This is a genomic window from Desulfallas sp. Bu1-1, assembly GCF_015594625.1.
Lineage (GTDB): Bacteria > Bacillota > Desulfotomaculia > Desulfotomaculales > Desulfallaceae > JADNRQ01.
Window position 1 is genome coordinate 75577 of the sequence record NZ_JADNRQ010000005.1, and the last position, 16656, is coordinate 92232.

12 protein-coding genes are annotated in these 16656 nt (G+C 58.8%); all 12 read left to right on the forward strand.

Annotation, left to right across the window (positions count from 1 at the left end):
- Positions 1-262: 262 nt before the first annotated feature.
- The 12 genes from IT084_RS07015 to IT084_RS07070 all read left to right on the forward strand — a co-directional run bounded on the left by IT084_RS07015 (position 263) and on the right by IT084_RS07070 (position 16572).
- Entirely contained in the window at positions 263-2407 is a 2145-nt protein-coding gene (locus IT084_RS07015) for an acetate--CoA ligase family protein (protein WP_195712146.1), read from the forward strand.
- Positions 2408-2427: 20 nt separating this feature from the next.
- Complete coding sequence (locus IT084_RS07020) at positions 2428-3537, forward strand: Coenzyme F420 hydrogenase/dehydrogenase, beta subunit C-terminal domain (protein ID WP_195712147.1); 1110 nt, start codon at positions 2428-2430, stop codon at positions 3535-3537.
- Positions 3534-5459: a thiamine pyrophosphate-dependent enzyme gene (locus IT084_RS07025; RefSeq protein ID WP_195712148.1), complete on the forward strand. Its 1926-nt coding sequence runs from the start codon at positions 3534-3536 to the stop codon at positions 5457-5459. The genes IT084_RS07020 and IT084_RS07025 overlap by 4 nt, the downstream gene beginning before the upstream one ends.
- Positions 5452-6087: an indolepyruvate oxidoreductase subunit beta gene (locus tag IT084_RS07030; protein WP_195712149.1), complete on the forward strand. Its 636-nt coding sequence runs from the start codon at positions 5452-5454 to the stop codon at positions 6085-6087. The genes IT084_RS07025 and IT084_RS07030 overlap by 8 nt, the downstream gene beginning before the upstream one ends.
- Before the next feature lie 36 nt (positions 6088-6123).
- Positions 6124-8244 (forward strand): LUD domain-containing protein, encoded by a 2121-nt coding sequence (locus IT084_RS07035; protein ID WP_195712150.1) that lies wholly within the window; start codon positions 6124-6126, stop codon positions 8242-8244.
- Positions 8237-9325 carry an LUD domain-containing protein gene (locus IT084_RS07040; RefSeq protein WP_195712151.1) on the forward strand — a complete coding sequence of 363 codons (1089 nt, stop codon included), beginning with the start codon at positions 8237-8239 and terminating at the stop codon, positions 9323-9325. Before IT084_RS07035 ends, IT084_RS07040 begins: the two co-directional genes overlap by 8 nt.
- A gap of 306 nt (positions 9326-9631) precedes the next feature.
- On the forward strand, positions 9632-11017 hold the full coding sequence (locus tag IT084_RS07045; protein WP_207744462.1) for an FAD-binding oxidoreductase: 1386 nt from the start codon (positions 9632-9634) through the stop codon (positions 11015-11017).
- Positions 11010-12212, forward strand: a complete 1203-nt coding sequence (locus IT084_RS07050) for a (Fe-S)-binding protein (RefSeq protein ID WP_195712152.1) — start codon at positions 11010-11012, stop codon at positions 12210-12212. Before IT084_RS07045 ends, IT084_RS07050 begins: the two co-directional genes overlap by 8 nt.
- Positions 12213-12438: 226 nt before the next feature.
- Positions 12439-13203 carry a fumarylacetoacetate hydrolase family protein gene (locus IT084_RS07055; RefSeq protein ID WP_195712153.1) on the forward strand — a complete coding sequence of 255 codons (765 nt, stop codon included), beginning with the start codon at positions 12439-12441 and terminating at the stop codon, positions 13201-13203.
- 157 nt (positions 13204-13360) lie between these two features.
- Positions 13361-14095 (forward strand): enoyl-CoA hydratase/isomerase family protein, encoded by a 735-nt coding sequence (locus IT084_RS07060; RefSeq protein WP_195712154.1) that lies wholly within the window; start codon positions 13361-13363, stop codon positions 14093-14095.
- A gap of 25 nt (positions 14096-14120) precedes the next feature.
- A complete protein-coding gene (locus tag IT084_RS07065; RefSeq protein WP_195712155.1) occupies positions 14121-15089 on the forward strand; it encodes a nitronate monooxygenase family protein in 969 nt (322 codons plus the stop codon).
- A gap of 25 nt (positions 15090-15114) precedes the next feature.
- Positions 15115-16572, forward strand: a complete 1458-nt coding sequence (locus tag IT084_RS07070) for a 4-hydroxyphenylacetate 3-hydroxylase family protein (RefSeq protein WP_195712156.1) — start codon at positions 15115-15117, stop codon at positions 16570-16572.
- The last annotated feature ends 84 nt before the right edge of the window (positions 16573-16656 follow it).

Consider the following 16656-nt stretch of genomic DNA (forward strand, 5'->3'; position numbering starts at 1 on the left):
TTTTAATATTGTGAACTTTTAAAAAATATGGAGGTGTTTATTAATGCGTACGGCCCAACTATCTGGATAACTGCGCTCCATGAGGCTCAACGTCTACATAGGCGGAAAATATGCAGTCCCCAGCCCGTCATGGGTCCGGAGCCATTAGGTTGTGGTTTGCCGGCACGGCCCGGGGTTTTAGGATAAACATGAAAATGTGTGCCAGGAAAATATACTGCAAATAAAATACCCGCTTTGGCGAAGTTCTGGAGGTGCATGGATATTGTCTCCAGCCGGGGAGAAATTTGAATCGTTAAAGCCGTTTTTTGAACCGCAGTCAATTGCCCTGATCGGAGCTTCAAACAATCCCGGAAAACCCAGCGGCCGGCCGCTCTTTGCTTTGATCAACAAGGGGTACAAGGGAAAAATCTACCCTGTTAATCCAAAATACGATCACATTTCCGGCATTAAATGCTACCCGTGCCTGGCGGATATTCCCGGCCCGGTTGATTTGGCCGTTGTCAGCGTGCCCGCCGCCGGTGTATATGATGCCCTGGAACAATGCGTGGACAAGGGGGTCAAGGCTGCCGTTATCTTTAGCTCGGGATTCGCCGAAACCGGCCCGGAAGGGCGCCTGGCCCAGGACCGGATAGCCGAACTGGCCGGGAATTCCGGTCTCCGCCTTTGCGGCCCCAACTGCCTGGGCGTGGTCAACACCCGGAACGGGGTGATGGCTTCCTTCGCCTTTATTGTCGACATTCCCGACTTGGACAACGGGACGGTTGGTTTCGTTACCCAGAGCGGCGCCTTCGGCGCGTTGATTTACGCCCAGGCGCTTTGCAGCGGGGTGGGGCTGAACTATTTTGTCAGCGTCGGTAACGAGGCCGACCTGGAATTTGCGGATTTTCTGGGGTATATGGTACAGGACGACAACACCAGGGTGCTGGGCGGGTACCTGGAGGGTGCCAAGGACGGCCCGAAACTGCGCCGGGTGGCCGAAGAGGCCGCCCGGCTCGGCAAGCCGGTAATGATCATGAAAGTGGGGCGCAGTTCGGCGGGAGCCAGGGCCGCCTCTTCCCACACCGGTTCCCTGGCGGGCTCGGACAGAATTTATGACGCGTTTTTCAAGCAAACCGGTATCATCAGGATCGACGGGCCGGAGGAACTAATTGCCTTTGTGCCCTTAATCCTGGCAGGGCGGTTGCCCAAAGGAAGAAACATCGCTTTGTTGACAGTGTCGGGCGGCGCCGGGGTTACCCTGGCCGATATGTGTGAGCGGCTTGGTCTTAACATTCCTCCGCTCAGTGAAAGCGCCAGGTCCAAAATGGAAGCCGCGCTGCCGTTTTTTGCTTCAGCTCAAAATCCGATAGATTTGACTTCACAGTATGTTACCAATCCGGAAATGCTGGTGGCTTGCTTCAACGCTTTGCTGGAGGAAGACAATATAGACATCATCCTGGGCAACTTCGACTTGCGGGAGCCCTACGGGATGGAGATGGCCCGGCGGGTTATCGACATTTATTATTCCACGGGTAAAACCATCGTCATCTGCCCCTGGATCTTTCCGGGCCAGGACGAGGGGGACGGGGTAAGGGAATTGCGCCGGGCCGGCGTGCCGGTCCTGCTCGACACCGCGCAGGCCGTCAGGGCGGTGGCGCACCTGGTGGACTACGCGGATTTCCTGCGTAGAAAGAGCGGGAAATACCGGGTGCCAAGCATTTCGGTGCAGGGTTATGATTCTATCCGGGATCTTTTCAAGGGCAAAGGGACGTTGAGCGAGGGTGAGTCCAAAGCGCTGCTGTCCAAATTCGGTATTCCGGTGACCCGGGGCGGCCTGGCCGGTTCCGCGGATGAAGCAGTGGAACTTGCCGGGCAAATTGGTTACCCGGTGGCGCTGAAGGTGGATTCGCCCGATATTCCGCACAAGACCGAGGCGGGTGCCGTTTTTCTCAACCTGGCCTCGGAGGAGGAAGTGAGAAAGGCATTTGCGGCTATTTTGCAAAATGCCGGCAATTACAAACCGGATGCCCGGATTAACGGCGTACTGGTGCAGGAAATGCTGCCGGAGGGGATCGAGGTGATCATCGGGGTGACCAGGGATCCGGTATTCGGCCCCACGATCATGTTCGGCCTGGGCGGCATTTTCGTGGAGGTACTAAAAGACGTTTCATTCCGGGTAGTCCCGTTAAGCCGGGGGGATGCCCTGGACATGATCAAGGAAATCAAGGGGTACCAGGTGCTGAAAGGGGTGCGGGGCAGGCCCCCTGCCGACATAGAAGCCCTGGCCGGCGTGATTATGAAGGTTTCCACCCTGGCCACGGTATTAAAGGATCAAGTTGAGGAACTGGACATCAACCCCCTGGTGGTTTACCCGGAGGGGAAGGGAGTCAAGGCCGCAGACGCCATGGTTGTGACCAAGGAATTTTAACCGAGGAGGTGCGCAGCTAATTGAGCCGGAAAAAGGGATCGCTTGATTTAAAGCAGGAAGTCATGGACAGCGGGGCATGTGCCAATTGCGGCCTGTGCGCGGGACTCTGCCCTTATATCAAGGCCGCGGGTGAGCGCGTCGCCCTGGTCCACCCCTGCGGGCTGGAGGAAGGAAACTGCTACCGGTTGTGTCCCCGGACGTCCACGGATTGGGAACAAATGGATAAGAGGGTGTTCGGCCGGGAGCGCGTTGACCATGTTTTGGGCAACCACCGGGAGATTGTCTTTGCCCGCTCGTTGCAGATGGACGCGGCCGAAAAAGGACAGTACGGGGGCGTTGTCAGCGCCCTGGCGGCTTTTCTGCTGGAACAGGGCCGGGTGTCCGGCGCGGTTTTGGCCGGCGGCCCCGCCGGGGAAGCGCCCCGGGCGGTGGTGGCGACAAATAGGGACGAGGTGCTGGCCTGCGCCGGGTCCCGCTACAGCGCCTCCCCCACGCTGTCCGCGGTGCACCGGGCCGTAAAAGAAGGTATAAACAGCCTGGCGGTGGTGGGGAGGCCTTGCCAGGTGCTGGCCCTCAGAAAAATGCAGGGGCTGGAGGACGGGCCGGGTTACCCTCCGGCCGTGGATAAAGTGGAGTTTGTGATCGGGTTGTTCTGCTTCTGGTCCCTGGAGACCGGAATTTACGATTTGCTTAACCGGAAGGCGGGCGGCCAAAGGATCTTAAAGGTGGATATTCCCCAAGACTTTTTAACGATCACCACGGCATCGGGCTCCGCGAACATACCCGTTGACGAGGTGCGGCCGCTTATTCGCCCGGCCTGCCGGCTGTGTTTCGATCCCACGTCCGAGTTTGCCGATGTTTCGGTTGGTTCCACCGAGTACGACCCCCGGTGGAATACCCTGATCGTAAGGAGCGCCAAAGGCAAGGAAATCGTGGACGCGGCCCGCGCACGGGGAATCATTGAAACCAGGGCCTACCCTGAAGAGCGCCTGCCGCTTTTATACCAAGCCGTCCGCAATAAAAAACTGAGAGTGCTGCAGGCCCTGGAGTCCGGGCAAGGCGCGGGTTATTTGCAGTTGACTGGTCAATACCGGGAAGCACTCCAGCGGGAAAGGGGGATGAACCAGTGAGTTTTCTCAGTTTACTGGTGAACGAGCCGGGGCGCAGCGTGCTGATGACGGGCAATGAAGCTGTGGCCAGGGGCGCCATCGAAGCCGGTATCGGATACGCGTCCTCGTACCCGGGGTCGCCCACCGCGGAAATCCTGGGGAACCTGGGGCGGCTGGCCGGAGATTATCATTTTTACGCCGAGTGGTCAGTCAACGAAAAAGTGGCCCTGGAAGGGGCGGCGGCGGCATCATTTGCCGGGTTGCGGTCCATCTGCATCATGAAGCCCAACGGGGTGAACGTAGCCCTGGATAGCCTGGCCAGCATCTCCCAGTCGGGCATCAAGGCCGGGCTGGTGCTGGTGGTGGGGGACGACCCTGCCGGGCATTCCAGCACCAACGAGGAAGATTCCCGGTACCTGGAAAAGCTGGCCCATATGCCCATTTTGGAACCCAGCACCCCCCGGGAAGCCAAGGAGATGACCCTGGCGGCATTTGAGTTGTCGGAGAAAATCAAGCTCCCGGTGGCGCTGCGCTGCGTGACCCGGGTCTGCCATGCCAGCGGCAATGTCACCGTCGGGGAAATTGCCGGGGTGAACAGAAAGCCGGCAATCGGTAAAAACGAGCGTTTCATAACGGTAAAATTCCTCCACGCTCTACAGGAGGCAAAATTGAACCAGGTGCGGCGGATGGCCGACGCGTGGCCCTTTAATCGCTACGCCGGGCCTGAGAACGCTAAAACCCTGGTGATCACGGCGGGGGCAAGTTTCATGTACGCCAGGGAAGCCGTGAAAGAGCTGGGCCTGGAGGGGGAAGTGGGCATTCTTAAACTGGGCATCAGTTGGCCCCTGCCGGAAAAAACCCTGCTGGGCCGGTTGAAAACGGCTGAAAAGGCGGTCTTTATTGAAGAAGTCGAACCCTTTATCGAGGAAAACGTGATGCACCTGGCGGCCCAGCACATGATGGATCTTTATCCCCTGCAGTTTTACGGTCAAAAATCCGGGCATGTGGCGGGACCCTCCGGCCCGGGCATCGGGGAAATGAACCCGGAAATCGTCGCCATGGCACTGGCCGCCGTTTGCGGGGTAAATTACAGCCCGCCCCCGGGTTGCGACGAATCCGTCAAAAAATTGGTTCCCAAGGTGCCCCAACGCGACCTGGCTTTCTGCGCCGGCTGTCCCCACCGGGCCTCTTTCTGGGCGGTCAAGTCGGCTTTGGCCCTGGACGGGCGTGACGGCGTCGTGCTGGGGGATATCGGCTGCTACACCATGGGCGTGGGCCGTACGGGTTTCAACCTGCTGCAGACCGTCCACGCCATGGGTTCGGGCGTGGGCATGGCCTGCGGGCTGGGCAAGCTGGCGGATTATGGCTTTAACCAACCCGTTGTGGCCATGGTGGGGGATTCCACCTTTTACCACGCGGCCATTCCCGCCCTGGTCAACGCCCGTTACAACAAATCCAGTTTCCTGCTGGTCGTGCTGGATAATGAAACCACGGCCATGACCGGCCACCAGCCCCACCCCGGCATGGGCAAAAACGCCATGGGCGAAGAAGTGGTGCGGATGCCCGTGGAGTCCGTGGCGGAAGGGCTGGGCATCCCCGTATCGGTGCATGACCCGTACGATGTGGAGGGAACAACTGAGCTGGTGTTCCATTTGCTGCAAAGCGAGGGTACCAAGGTACTGGTATTGCGCCGCGCCTGCGCTCTGATTGCGGCCAAAGGGACCAAAAAGCCCAGGGTTTACGTGGACCAGGAGCTGTGTATCGGCGACAGCTGCGGCTGCAACCGGTTTTGCAATCAAACCTTTTCCTGCACGGCCAACATCTGGGATGTGAAAAACAACAAAGCGGTGATTGACGAGGTCGTCTGCAACCGGTGCCAAGTATGCGTGAGTCTCTGTCCCCGGGGGGCGATCAAGGTGGAAGGAGGGGAGCAAATTGGCTGAACCGAGTGTGCATAATATCATCGTTACGGGCGTCGGCGGGCAGGGCAATGTTCTGGCCTCCCAGATCATTGCCACGGCCGCGGTGAACAGCGGTTATTTTGTATCCGTGGGAGAAACCTTCGGCGCTTCCCAGCGGGGCGGGTCGGTGATGAGTCATATCAGGATATCCCGGGAAGAGGCCTACGGGCCGCTGATTCCCAGGGGCAAAGCCACCATGATTGTCGGCTTTGAGCCGCTGGAAACGCTGCGGACGCTGATCCCTTATGGGAACAAAGAAACCGGTGTAATCATGAATCTTCGTTCCAACTACCCCTTGAGCGTGCTGGTGGGTGAAGACACCTATCCCGAAATCGAAAAGATCAAGGAGGCAATTGCGGCCAACTCCCGCTTCCTGGTGGCGCTGGAAGCCACCGAACTGGCCGTGGCCGCCGGCGTGCCGGTGGGCACCAACATGGTGATGACCGGGGCTTTTGCCGGCGCCGGCGTGCTGCCCATTCCCCCGGAAACCTACGAGGGGGTCATTGCCGGGCTTTTTGGCGGGGAACTGCTGGAATTAAACCTTGCGGCATTCCGGGCGGGATTGAAAGCGATTGCCGCTGATCAAGATTTGGCAGGGCAGCGCCGGTAAAACCGCCCTTTACCGAAAGGAGGCGAAGCCCGGGGCATGACTTATTCCCAGCGGTTGAAACAAAAAATATCCGAAGGGCTTGAAGATAAGGTTTCCGCCTTTGTACGGCAGATGGTCACCCGCGTCCAGGGTCCCGTCATCCGGGAGATGATTCGGAAGTTTGACCGGGACGAACTGCGTTCCGTAAAGGAGTACGCCATCGGGCACCTGGCGGAACTGGTGGACCGATCCGTCGCCAGGCTGCAGGATAACGGCTTCATCGTATTCAGGGCCCGTACCGCCGGGGAAGCGGTGGATTATATTCTCAAGCTGGTTCAAGGCGGGGTCGTGGTCAAGTCAAAGAGCAACGCCGTTAAGGAAATCGGGCTGGTTGACGCGCTGGTGGCCGCCGGTGCAACGGTGGTGGAAACCGATCTGGGGGACAGAATCTGCCAGATGGGCAATATCCCGGCCAGTCACCCCATCGGCCCGGCGCTGCATGTGCCCGTGCAAAAGGTGGCGGAATTGTTTGCTGCGGAAACGGGGCAACCGGTGCCCCCGGTGCCGGAGGAAATCGTCAAGGTGGCCCGGGAAACTCTGCGGCAAAGGTTCTTTGAGGCCGGGGTGGGCATCAGCGGGGCCAATGCCATATGCGCGGACACGGGTTCGGTGGTGGTGATGGAAAACGAAGGGAACATCCGCTGTGTCACCAATCTGCCTCCCGTGCACATCATTGTCGCCGGAATTGAAAAAATCGTCCCCACCCTGGAAGACGGCATCAAGGTGGCCAGGGCCGCCGGGTTGTACGGGATGGGCCTGGACTTCGCCACTTACGTGTCGGTGATCAGCGGTCCCAGCCGCACTCATACGGTGGAGGGCAGGGTTGTTTACGGCCTGCAGGGACCCGGCGAGGTACATATCGTGCTGCTGGAAGAGGGGCGCTGGGAGGCCGTCAAGGAAGGTTTTGCCGAGTCCCTGTACTGCATCAACTGCGGTTCCTGCCTGGGCCGCTGCCCCGTATACGGGGAGCTGGGCGAAAGATACGGCCACAAGTACTTCGGCGGTATCGGGGTCATACACGCGGCGTTTGGCAGCGGCCTGGACAAAGCCCTGGAGGCGGGCCTGCCCCTGTGCCTGGGCTGCCGGAAATGCGTCGCCGCATGCCCCGTCCGGATCGACACGCCGGGCATGATCCAGCGTTTGCGGGAGCAGGCGGTGGCCGAAAAGGGCCTGGGCCGGGGGAGAAAAATGCTGCTAGGGCAGTTGTTGAACAACGGTTCGGCCATCCAAAGGATAGCCCCGGTCGCGGGTGGCCTGGTTTGCGACCGGGACGGCAGGGGAGGCTGGTATCCCCGTTATGCCCTGTTCGGCCTGGAGAAGGGCAGGCGCTTGCCCGAACTCAGCAAAAAAAGCTTTTTAAGCGATGCGCCGCGGCGATCCGGAAAAGGAGAGCGAAAAGTTGCTTACTTTGCCGGTTGCCTGAATAATCTCATCTTCCCGCGGGTGGCCGGCGCCACTCTCCGGGTTTTACGGAATAGCGGCGTTGAGGTGATTGTGCCGCCGGGTCAAAAATGCTGCGGCTACCCCTCCCTGGCCAACGGCGACAGGGATGGAGCCGTGCGCAATGCCATCGCCAATTTAAGGGCCTTTGGCGATGCCGGGGTTGAAGCCGTGGTAACCGATTGCGCCACCTGTTACAGCGGGCTGACCGGCTACCCGGAACTACTGGCCGGCGACTCCCGGTGGGTGGACAGTGCCCGGGAATTTGCCGGAAAGGTGAAGGAACTGGCCCAGTACCTGGTGGAAACAGGTTTTCAGCCCGCAGCAGGTGAAACGCAGCGCAAGGTGACCTATCACCAGCCCTGCCACCTGGCCGCCCATGGCCTGTCCCATGGCCGGGATTTGTTGCAATCGGTGCCGGGATTGCAGTTTGCGCCCTCGCAGCTGGAGGACAACTGCTGCGGCTTCGGCGGCACCTTTAACCTGGATTTTTACCAGTTGTCCAAAACCATCGGCGCCCATAAAATTCAACCCATTCATGGATCCGGCGCCGCAGTGGTGGTTACCTCCTGCCCCGGCTGCATGGTGCAGCTGATGGATCTGCTGGGTTCGGGAGGTCAACCGCAAGTAATGCACATTTCGGAACTTCTGGCAGGAGGGGGCGGGCAACATGGGTAAATATTTTGCGCCGCCCGGAGCGGTTGCGGAAATATCGGCCCGGCGCCGGCAAAAGCTTGCCCGCAACCCCGGGCTGGGAAAAGCCTATTTGGAGGCCAGGCGGGCTGCGTTGCGGCAAATGGACGCGCTGGTGGAAAAAGCGATGCAAACCCTCCGGGCCAAAAAGTGCGAGGTGCACCTGGCCGCCGGCGCCGCCGAGGCCCGGGAGTTGATTTTAAACCTGGTGGACGCGCCCATGGTGGTCAAATCCCGGTCCCTGGCGCTGGAGGAAATAGGTGTGGTGCCCGCCCTCAGGGCCAAAGGGGTGGAGGTGGTGGAAACCGCCCTGGGAGATTTCGTTCTGCAGCTGGCGGGCGTCCTGCCGGCGTGGCATTTAAGTGAAAAGGAAATTCTGAATGTTCTGAAGTCCGGGCTTGGCGTAACCGGGGACCTGCGCCGGGCCCTGGGGGGTGTCAGGGAGCACTTGCGCCGTTACCTTGCGGGCGCGGCGTACGGGCTGACCGGGGCCAACGCCGTGGTGGCGGAAAACGGCTCGCTGGTGATCATGGAGGACGAGGGGAACGCCCGGGCCGTTTCCAACCTGCCCCACACCCATATCGCCGTGGTGGGCATTGAAAAAATCGTGCCGGATCAGGAAAGCGCCATGACGGTGTGCCGTGCGGCGGCGGTGTACGGCACCGGGCAGGATCTTGGAAATTATCTTTCCATTATCACCGGCCCCAGTTCCACAGGCGATATCCAGGGCAAGCAGGTCTTCGGCATGCACGGCCCCCGGAGAGTGATCGTGATCCTGCTGGACAACGGCAGGAGGCGGTGCCTGGAGAGCGGTTTCGAGGAATTGTTATACTGCAACAACTGCGGCGCCTGCCTGGAGGTATGCCCGGTGTTCCCGGCCAGGGGCCCGGCCTACGGGCATCATTACCCCGGCGGCCGGGGTGCGGTGTTTGCGGCCTTTACCGGTGGAATCGCCGCCGCCCGGGAGGCGGGGCTGGATTTGTGCCAATCCTGCGGCAAATGCCGGGAAGCCTGCCCGGCAGGCATCAACACTCCCGAGTTAATTAAGCGGTTATCCCGTAAATAGTTGCCCGTGGCCAGTGGCTGCCCCCGTTCAAACAATATCGCTTGCTTAGTGTATTGCGGCAAGCTCCCCCAAGTGACTAATGGGAAGCAAGTAAGGGGATGGCATGCCGGCGCGACAATCCCGGCGAACGGTATTGCGTAAGCGCCGGTAACGGCACCCGGCGAAGCGAAGGATGCGAAACCGGATGAGCGGACAGCCCAGCCATCATGGGCGGTTAATGTGATATCAGAACCAGACCTCCATATAACGGTTATGCAGTTGCTTTAAAAAATACCCGATTGACAGGGGGTGTTACCTATATCCGGCTTGCTCAAGGATTTAAGGTCACTGGTGGACCGCGGCAGGGTCCTGGGAGATGTTGAGGACCTGCTGGCCTACGCCAATGACGCCACTCACAGGCAGGTTATCCCCGCCGCCGTGGTTATACCCGAAAGTCCCGCGGAGGTGGCCGCCGTGTTGCGTTACGCCAACGAACACCGGGTTCCGGTGGTTCCCAGGGGGGCCGGCAGCAGCCTGGCCGGCGGCGCCACTCCGTCCCCGGGCAGTATCGTGCTGGACTTGAAACGAATGAACAGGATTATTGAAGTTGACCGGAAAAATCTCACGGCCATTGTCGAGTGCGGGGTGGTTACGCAAAAATTCCAGGAAACCGTGGAATCCATGGGGCTCTTTTATCCCCCGGATCCCCAGAGCATGTCCGTATGCACCATGGGGGCAAACGTGGCCACCCGGGCGGGCGGGCCCAGGGGGGTAAAATACGGCACCACCAAGGATTATGTCCTCGGTGTTGAGGCGGTTTTGCCTGACGGCTCGGTGATTAATTACGGCGGCAAGTCCGTGAAAATGTCTTCGGGCTACGACCTGGCCAGGATGTTCACTGGTTCGGAGGGAACCCTGGGCGTGATTACCAGGGTGATGGTTAAACTTCTTACCCTGCCGCCCTGCCGGCGCACCATGGTTGCCGCTTTCCCCGAACTGGACCCGGCCGCCGAGGCCGTTTCGGCGATTATCGCGGAGGGGGCCAACCCCTCCTGCCTGGAAATGTTGAGCCAGAGTTCGGTAATGCTGATTGAGAATTATATTCCGCTGGGGCTGCCCCGGGATGTGGAGGCTTTTCTGCTGATCGAAGTGGACGGACACCCGGCGAAAGTGGAGGAGGACTGCGAACTGATCACCGGGGTTTGCCGGCGGCACGGGGTCAAGGAGGTCAGGACCGCCCGGACCGAAGCCGAGGCGGAAAGGATCTGGCTGGCCAGGCGGGCTCTTTTCCCGGCGGTGGCCCATATGGCGCCCAACGTGTTGATTGAGGACGCCACCGTTCCAAGGAGCCAGGTGCCCGCCATGGTCCGGGCCATCGGCTTGATCGCGCAGCGCAACCAGGTCACGATCGGGGTCTCGGGACACGTGGGGGACGGCAACCTGCACCCGGGAATTATGGCCGATAAGCGGAATCCGGAACTAATGGAACGGGTGGACCGGGCCATGGCGGAAATCGCCAGGGAAGCCTTGAGGCTTTCAGGCACCCTTTCCGGCGAACACGGTATCGGCACTATTAAGGCGCCTTTCCTGGAGTGGGAGTTCGGGCCGGAGGGCGTGGCGCTGATGCGCCGGATTAAAAAAGCCTTTGACCCCAACGGGATCATGAACCCCGGAAAAATCTGGCCGGGAAGCGGTGGTGATGCTGGTGTATAAAATAGAGGATTATGTAAAAGAAATAAACCGGTGCCTGCAATGCAACTTTTGCCTGGCCACCTGCCCCGTCTACAAGGAGGACATGGTTGAGTCCAGCGTGGCCAGGGGGCGGATCAATCTGATCAACGCGGCCATGGTGGAAAAGACGATTCCCCTTAGTGACAGGACCAGGGAGCTGATCAATCGATGTTTGCTCTGCACCAGCTGCATGCAGGGCTGCCCCAGCGGCATCCCCGTGGACGATATTATCATCGCTGCCAGGCATGAGCTGTTCAATAAATTCGGCTTCGGGTATGTTGAAAAATTCGTTTTCCGGCAGGTGCTCAACCGGCGGTCGGTGGGCACGCTGGCCACCCGTGCGGTTTCACTGCTGAAAAAATTCAACTTGTTTCCCGGGCCGGTTCCACCCCTGGCCAGCCCGCCCTTTGAGCAGCGGATTTCCGGCACCGTAAGCCCTTCCGGTGCGGTCAGGGCCCGGGTGGCTTACTTCACCGGGTGCGGCACCAACTTCCTTTACCCGGACACCGGTGAAGCCGTGGTCAAGGTGCTGGTTGAGAACGGGTTTGAAGTGGTGATTCCGCCGGACCAAAACTGCTGCGGCATACCGGCTCTGGCCCACGGGGACCAGCAGGCCGCCCTGGAGGCCATTCGCGGCAACGCCGAAATCTTTGCTTCCCTGGACGTGGACGCGGTAGTCACTGATTGCACTTCCTGCGGGTATATGCTCAAGGTTAAGGCGGCCAAAGTGCTGCCGCCGGGCGATCCCTGCCGCTCACAGGTGTCGGCGGTGGCGGGTAAAGTATTTGAGGTGACGGAATACCTGGCCGGGCTGGGGCTTGATAAAACTCCCCGGCCGCAATCGACAAGAATAACTTACCATGTTCCCTGCCACCGGGCCTGGAGCCGGGGGTTGCCGGAAGCTCCGCGCAATCTGGTAGCCCTGGTCCCCGGAACCGAGCTGGTGGAAATGCGGGATCCCCAAGGATGTTGCGGCGCGGGCGGCGCCACTTTCATCACCCATCCAGGGCTCAGCGAAAGGATCCGGTCGAGGAAACTTGACGATATCCTGGACACCGGGGCGGAGATTGTGATGACCCAGTGCCCGGCATGCCGTTATTATTTAACCGAAGGGTTAAAAGAAAAGGGCGGGATCAGGGTCGTGCATCCGGTGTCGATCCTTGCCGGAAGTTACTAAGCTTGAACTTGGATTTCCGCTTCGGCTTGTTATTTACCACTGTTAATGTGTCGACCGGGTGTTTCGTTGGTTTACCCCGTTTGTTTTGCAATGCCGGGCAGGGTATTCAGCGCTGCGCTTGCTCCGGAAAAAAACTCCCTGATGGCCTGCCGCACCGGCCAGGGAATGTTTAAAATATAGTTGAAGTAAGTTGGTGTAATAATTAAGGAAATGAGGGAGATCTTGAGTGAAAATTGCCAGATGCGAAGTGCAGGGAGAAATTTTTTTCGGTGTGCTGGAGGACGAAGAAGTCAGGGAGTTTAATTTTGATGACAACGGCGAGTTGCAGTTCACGGGCAGGGTGGTGGAGCGGAAAAACGTAGTTTTAAAGGCGCCCTGCCGGCCGACGAAAATAGTCGCCATCGGGCTGAATTATCACGAGCACGCCAGGGAAAGCAATATGGAGGTTCCGAAAGCCCCCTTGATATTCCTCAAACCTCCTTCCGCGGTGATCGGCCCCGGCGAGGAGATTGTTTTGCCTCACGATTCCGTGCGGGTGGATTACGAGGCGGAATTGGCCGTGGTGATTAAAAGAAAGGCCAAAAACGTCAAGGCCGGGGACATTAGGGACTTTGTCCTGGGATATACCTGTTTCAACGATGTTTCCGCCAGGGACTTTCAGTTTTCGGACGGGCAGTGGTCCCGGGCCAAGGGTTATGATACCTTCGCCCCCACCGGTCCCTGGATTGAGACGGAAGTTGACCCTTTTAACGTGCAGGTGGAGGCCGTTCTCGACGGCAAAGTAGTCCAGTCGGGCAATACGGCTGATCTAATTTTTCCCGTGCCGCGGTTGATTGAATACATCACCTCGATCATGACCTTGTTCCCCGGTGACATCATTGCCACCGGAACTCCCGCGGGCGTGGGGCCCATAAAGGCCGGGCAGACCATCGAAATCAGGATTGAGGGCATTGGCACCTTGAGCAACGGTGTCAGGCTGGGTACCCGGTAACTATTGGTTCTGATAACAGACAGCGGTTATTGGCTAACTGGCCAACCGGTTATTGATAGTTTACCGTGATATTATTTACCGGTACGTTAGTTTCAACCGGGCATAATTCTTGCAAGCGCAATTAATATGGATAACCAGTGGAAAGGAGAGTTAAATAATGAACCTGGAATGTTTCCTTTATGACGTCAAGGACTCGATTCTGGTGTTAACCATGAACCGGCCGGAGGTACGCAACGCCTGGAACCGGCAGATGCACGATGAATATCTGGAGGTTTTAAGGAAGGTCAACGAGGACGACTCCATCAGGGTGGTCATATTAACCGGCGCTCCCCCCGCCTTCAGTTCGGGGACGGACCTGAAATCCTTCAGTGAGGGCGTCACAAGTTTTGAAGCTTCCCTGTCCCGGGGAGGAGCGGGCCAACAGATTACATTGATGCACGAATTCAAAAAACCGATCATTGCCGCCATCAACGGTGCGGCCGTAGGTATGGGGATAACTATTACGCTGATGTGCGACATCCGGATTGCCGCCGAAAGCGCCACAATGTGCTTCCGTTTTACCCACCTGGGGGTTGTTCCGGAGTTTGCCAGCCCCTACATGCTGCCCCGGATCGTGGGCCTGGGCCGGGCCATGGAGCTTTGCCTGACCGCCCGCACTTTCGGGGCGCAGGAAGCGCTGAACATGGGCCTGGTTACCCGGGTGGTTCCCGATGACCAGCTGATGCCGGCGGCCATGGAAATTGCCAGGAATCTCGCTTCCAAAAAGGAGCATGCCATCCGCATGACCAGAGAAATGCTTTACCGCCACCTGGATACCGACTTTTACACCGCGGTGCGCCACGATGCGGTGGATTTCATGGAAGCTGTTATGCAAACCTTTGGTAAAAAATAAATCATTGGATAGGGGGTATGGAATAATGCAAACCAGGATTACACAGCTCCTGGGGATCAAGTACCCGGTCATCCAGGGCGGCATGCAGTGGCTGTCCAGGGCTGAATTCGCGGCTGCCGTATCCAACGCCGGGGGGCTGGGGATAATCACGGCCGCCACGCACGCCACCAAGGAAGCCCTGGTGGAGGAAATCCGCAAAACACGGGCTCTGACAGATAAACCGTTCGCGGTTAATATTTCCATGCTGCCCGAAGTCGGGCCCAAAGACAAGACCGCTGCGTATTTCGAGGCCGTAATTGAGGAAAAGGTGCCGGTGGTGGAAACGTCCGGGCGCAGTCCCGAGGAATTTGTTCCCCATTTGAAGCAAGCGGGAATTAAATTGATTCACAAGGTGCCGGCCGTTCGCTTCGCTCAAAAGGCCGAGCGGGTGGGAGCGGATGCGGTTACCATCGTGGGATTTGAATGCGGCGGCCATCCCGGCATGGACGACGTGACCACCCTGGTTTTAACGCCCAGGGCCGTTGACAGCGTATCCATCCCGGTTATTGCCGGGGGCGGCATTGCCGACGCTCGCGGTTTTGTGGCCGCGCTGGCGCTGGGCGCCGAGGGTGTGGTGATGGGCACCAGGTTTGTGGCCACCACGGAATCGCTGGCCCACCCCAATTACAAGGAGTGGATGGTGAACGCCCGGGAAACGGATACGGTGATGATCCAGCGGTCCATCCGGAACGCCGCCCGGGTGATGAAAAACTCTGCTGCGGCGAAGGTCCTGGAGATGGAAGCCCGCGGCGCCACCCTGGAGGAACTGCTCACCGTAATCAGCGGGCAGGTGGGCCGCCGCGCCCTGTTTGAGGGTGACCTCGAGGGAGGCACCTTTGCCGTGGGCCAGTGCGTCGGGCTGGTCAATGAGATCAAACCGGTCAAAGAAGTGATTGAGGAGATGGTCACCGGGGCGGAAAAAATTCTGGCCCGCCTGCAGGGGCTGTTAAAATGAACATGCGTAGGGGGGTTGGTTGGATATGGCTTTGAAAACAGCGGAAGATTACTTGGCAAGTTTACGCAAGCTTGATTTAAAGGTTTACCTGTTTGGAGAACAAATCCATAATTTCGTAGACCACCCCATTATCCGCCCGTCAATCAACTCGGTGGCCAAAAGCTATCAACTGGCCCGGGACGAACGGTACAAAGATCTGATGACCGCCACTTCCAGCTTGAACGGTGAGATCATCAACCGGTTTACGCACCTGCACCAGAGCACCGGCGACCTGGTGCGCAAGGTGCAGATGCTGCGCCTGATGGGGCAAAAAACCGCCGCCTGTTTTCAGCGCTGTGTGGGGATGGATGCCATCAACGCCCTGGACAGCGTAACCTTCGAGATGGACCAGAAGCTGGGAACGCAGTATCACCAGCATTTTAGCCGGTTTTTAAAGTATATTCAGGAAAACGACCTGGTGGTGGACGGAGCCATGACCGATCCCAAGGGTGATCGCGGCTTGCGCCCCAGCCAGCAGGCCGACCCGGACATGTATTTGCGTGTGGTGCGGGAATCTTCCGACGGTATCGTGGTGCGCGGTGCCAAGGTTCACCAGACCGGGGCGCTAAACTCCCACGAAATTTGCATCATGCCCACCATCGCCATGACCGAAGCGGACAAGGATTACGCCGTATCTTTCGCCGTGCCCAGTGATACGCCCGGCATTGTTTATATTTACGGCCGGCAGTCATGCGACACCAGGAAACTGGAAGGGTCGGAAATGGACGTGGGCAATGCCCGTTACGGCGGGCAGGAGGCGCTGGTTGTGTTTGAAGATGTATTTGTCCCTTGGGAAAGGGTATTTATGTGCCGCGAGTACCAGTTTTCCGGCGACCTCGTGGAGCGTTTTGCCGGTTACCACCGCCAGAGTTACGGGGGCTGCAAGGTGGGGGTGGGCGACGTGCTAATCGGCGCCGCGGCTCAATTGGCCGAATACAACGGTGCCTCCAGGGCGTCCCACATCAAGGATAAGCTGATTGAAATGATCCACCTGAACGAAACCCTGTATTCTTGCGGCATCGCCTGCTCCTGCCAGGGGCGCCGCACCGCGTCCGGAACTTACTTGATCGACCTGCTGTTGGCCAATGTATGTAAACTGAACGTCACCCGGTTTCCCTACGAGATTGCCCGGCTGGCCGAGGATATCGCCGGCGGCTTGATGGTGACCATGCCTTCGGAAAAAGATTTGCGCCACCCGGAAATCGGCCCGTACGTTAAAAAATATATGAAGGGTGTGGAGTCGGTACCCGCGGAGCACCGGATGCGGATGCTGCGGCTGGTGGAAAACCTGACCCTGGGTTGCGCCGCCGTGGGATACCGGACGGAATCCATGCACGGAGCCGGTTCGCCCCAGGCGCAGCGAATCATGATTTCCCGCCAGGCCAACCTGGAGCACAAAAAGAAACTGGCCCGGGTGATTGCCGGTATCGAACCGGAGGAATAGGATGAATCGCTAAAATAAGTTAGGGCCTTTTATGATCTGAGGACCAAAAAGAAGATCCCAAGTATCTGGCGTGTACAAGAATTA

What these genes read in the sequence shown, in the direction of transcription:
- IT084_RS07035 (WP_195712150.1), top strand. Translation starts at nt 6,124, where the DNA reads ATGACTTATTCCCAGCGGTTGAAACAAAAAATATCCGAAGGGCTTGAA.
- IT084_RS07040 (WP_195712151.1), top strand. Translation starts at nt 8,237, where the DNA reads ATGGGTAAATATTTTGCGCCGCCCGGAGCGGTTGCGGAAATATCGGCC.
- IT084_RS07060 (WP_195712154.1), top strand. Translation starts at nt 13,361, where the DNA reads ATGAACCTGGAATGTTTCCTTTATGACGTCAAGGACTCGATTCTGGTG.
- IT084_RS07065 (WP_195712155.1), top strand. Translation starts at nt 14,121, where the DNA reads ATGCAAACCAGGATTACACAGCTCCTGGGGATCAAGTACCCGGTCATC.
- IT084_RS07070 (WP_195712156.1), top strand. Translation starts at nt 15,115, where the DNA reads ATGGCTTTGAAAACAGCGGAAGATTACTTGGCAAGTTTACGCAAGCTT.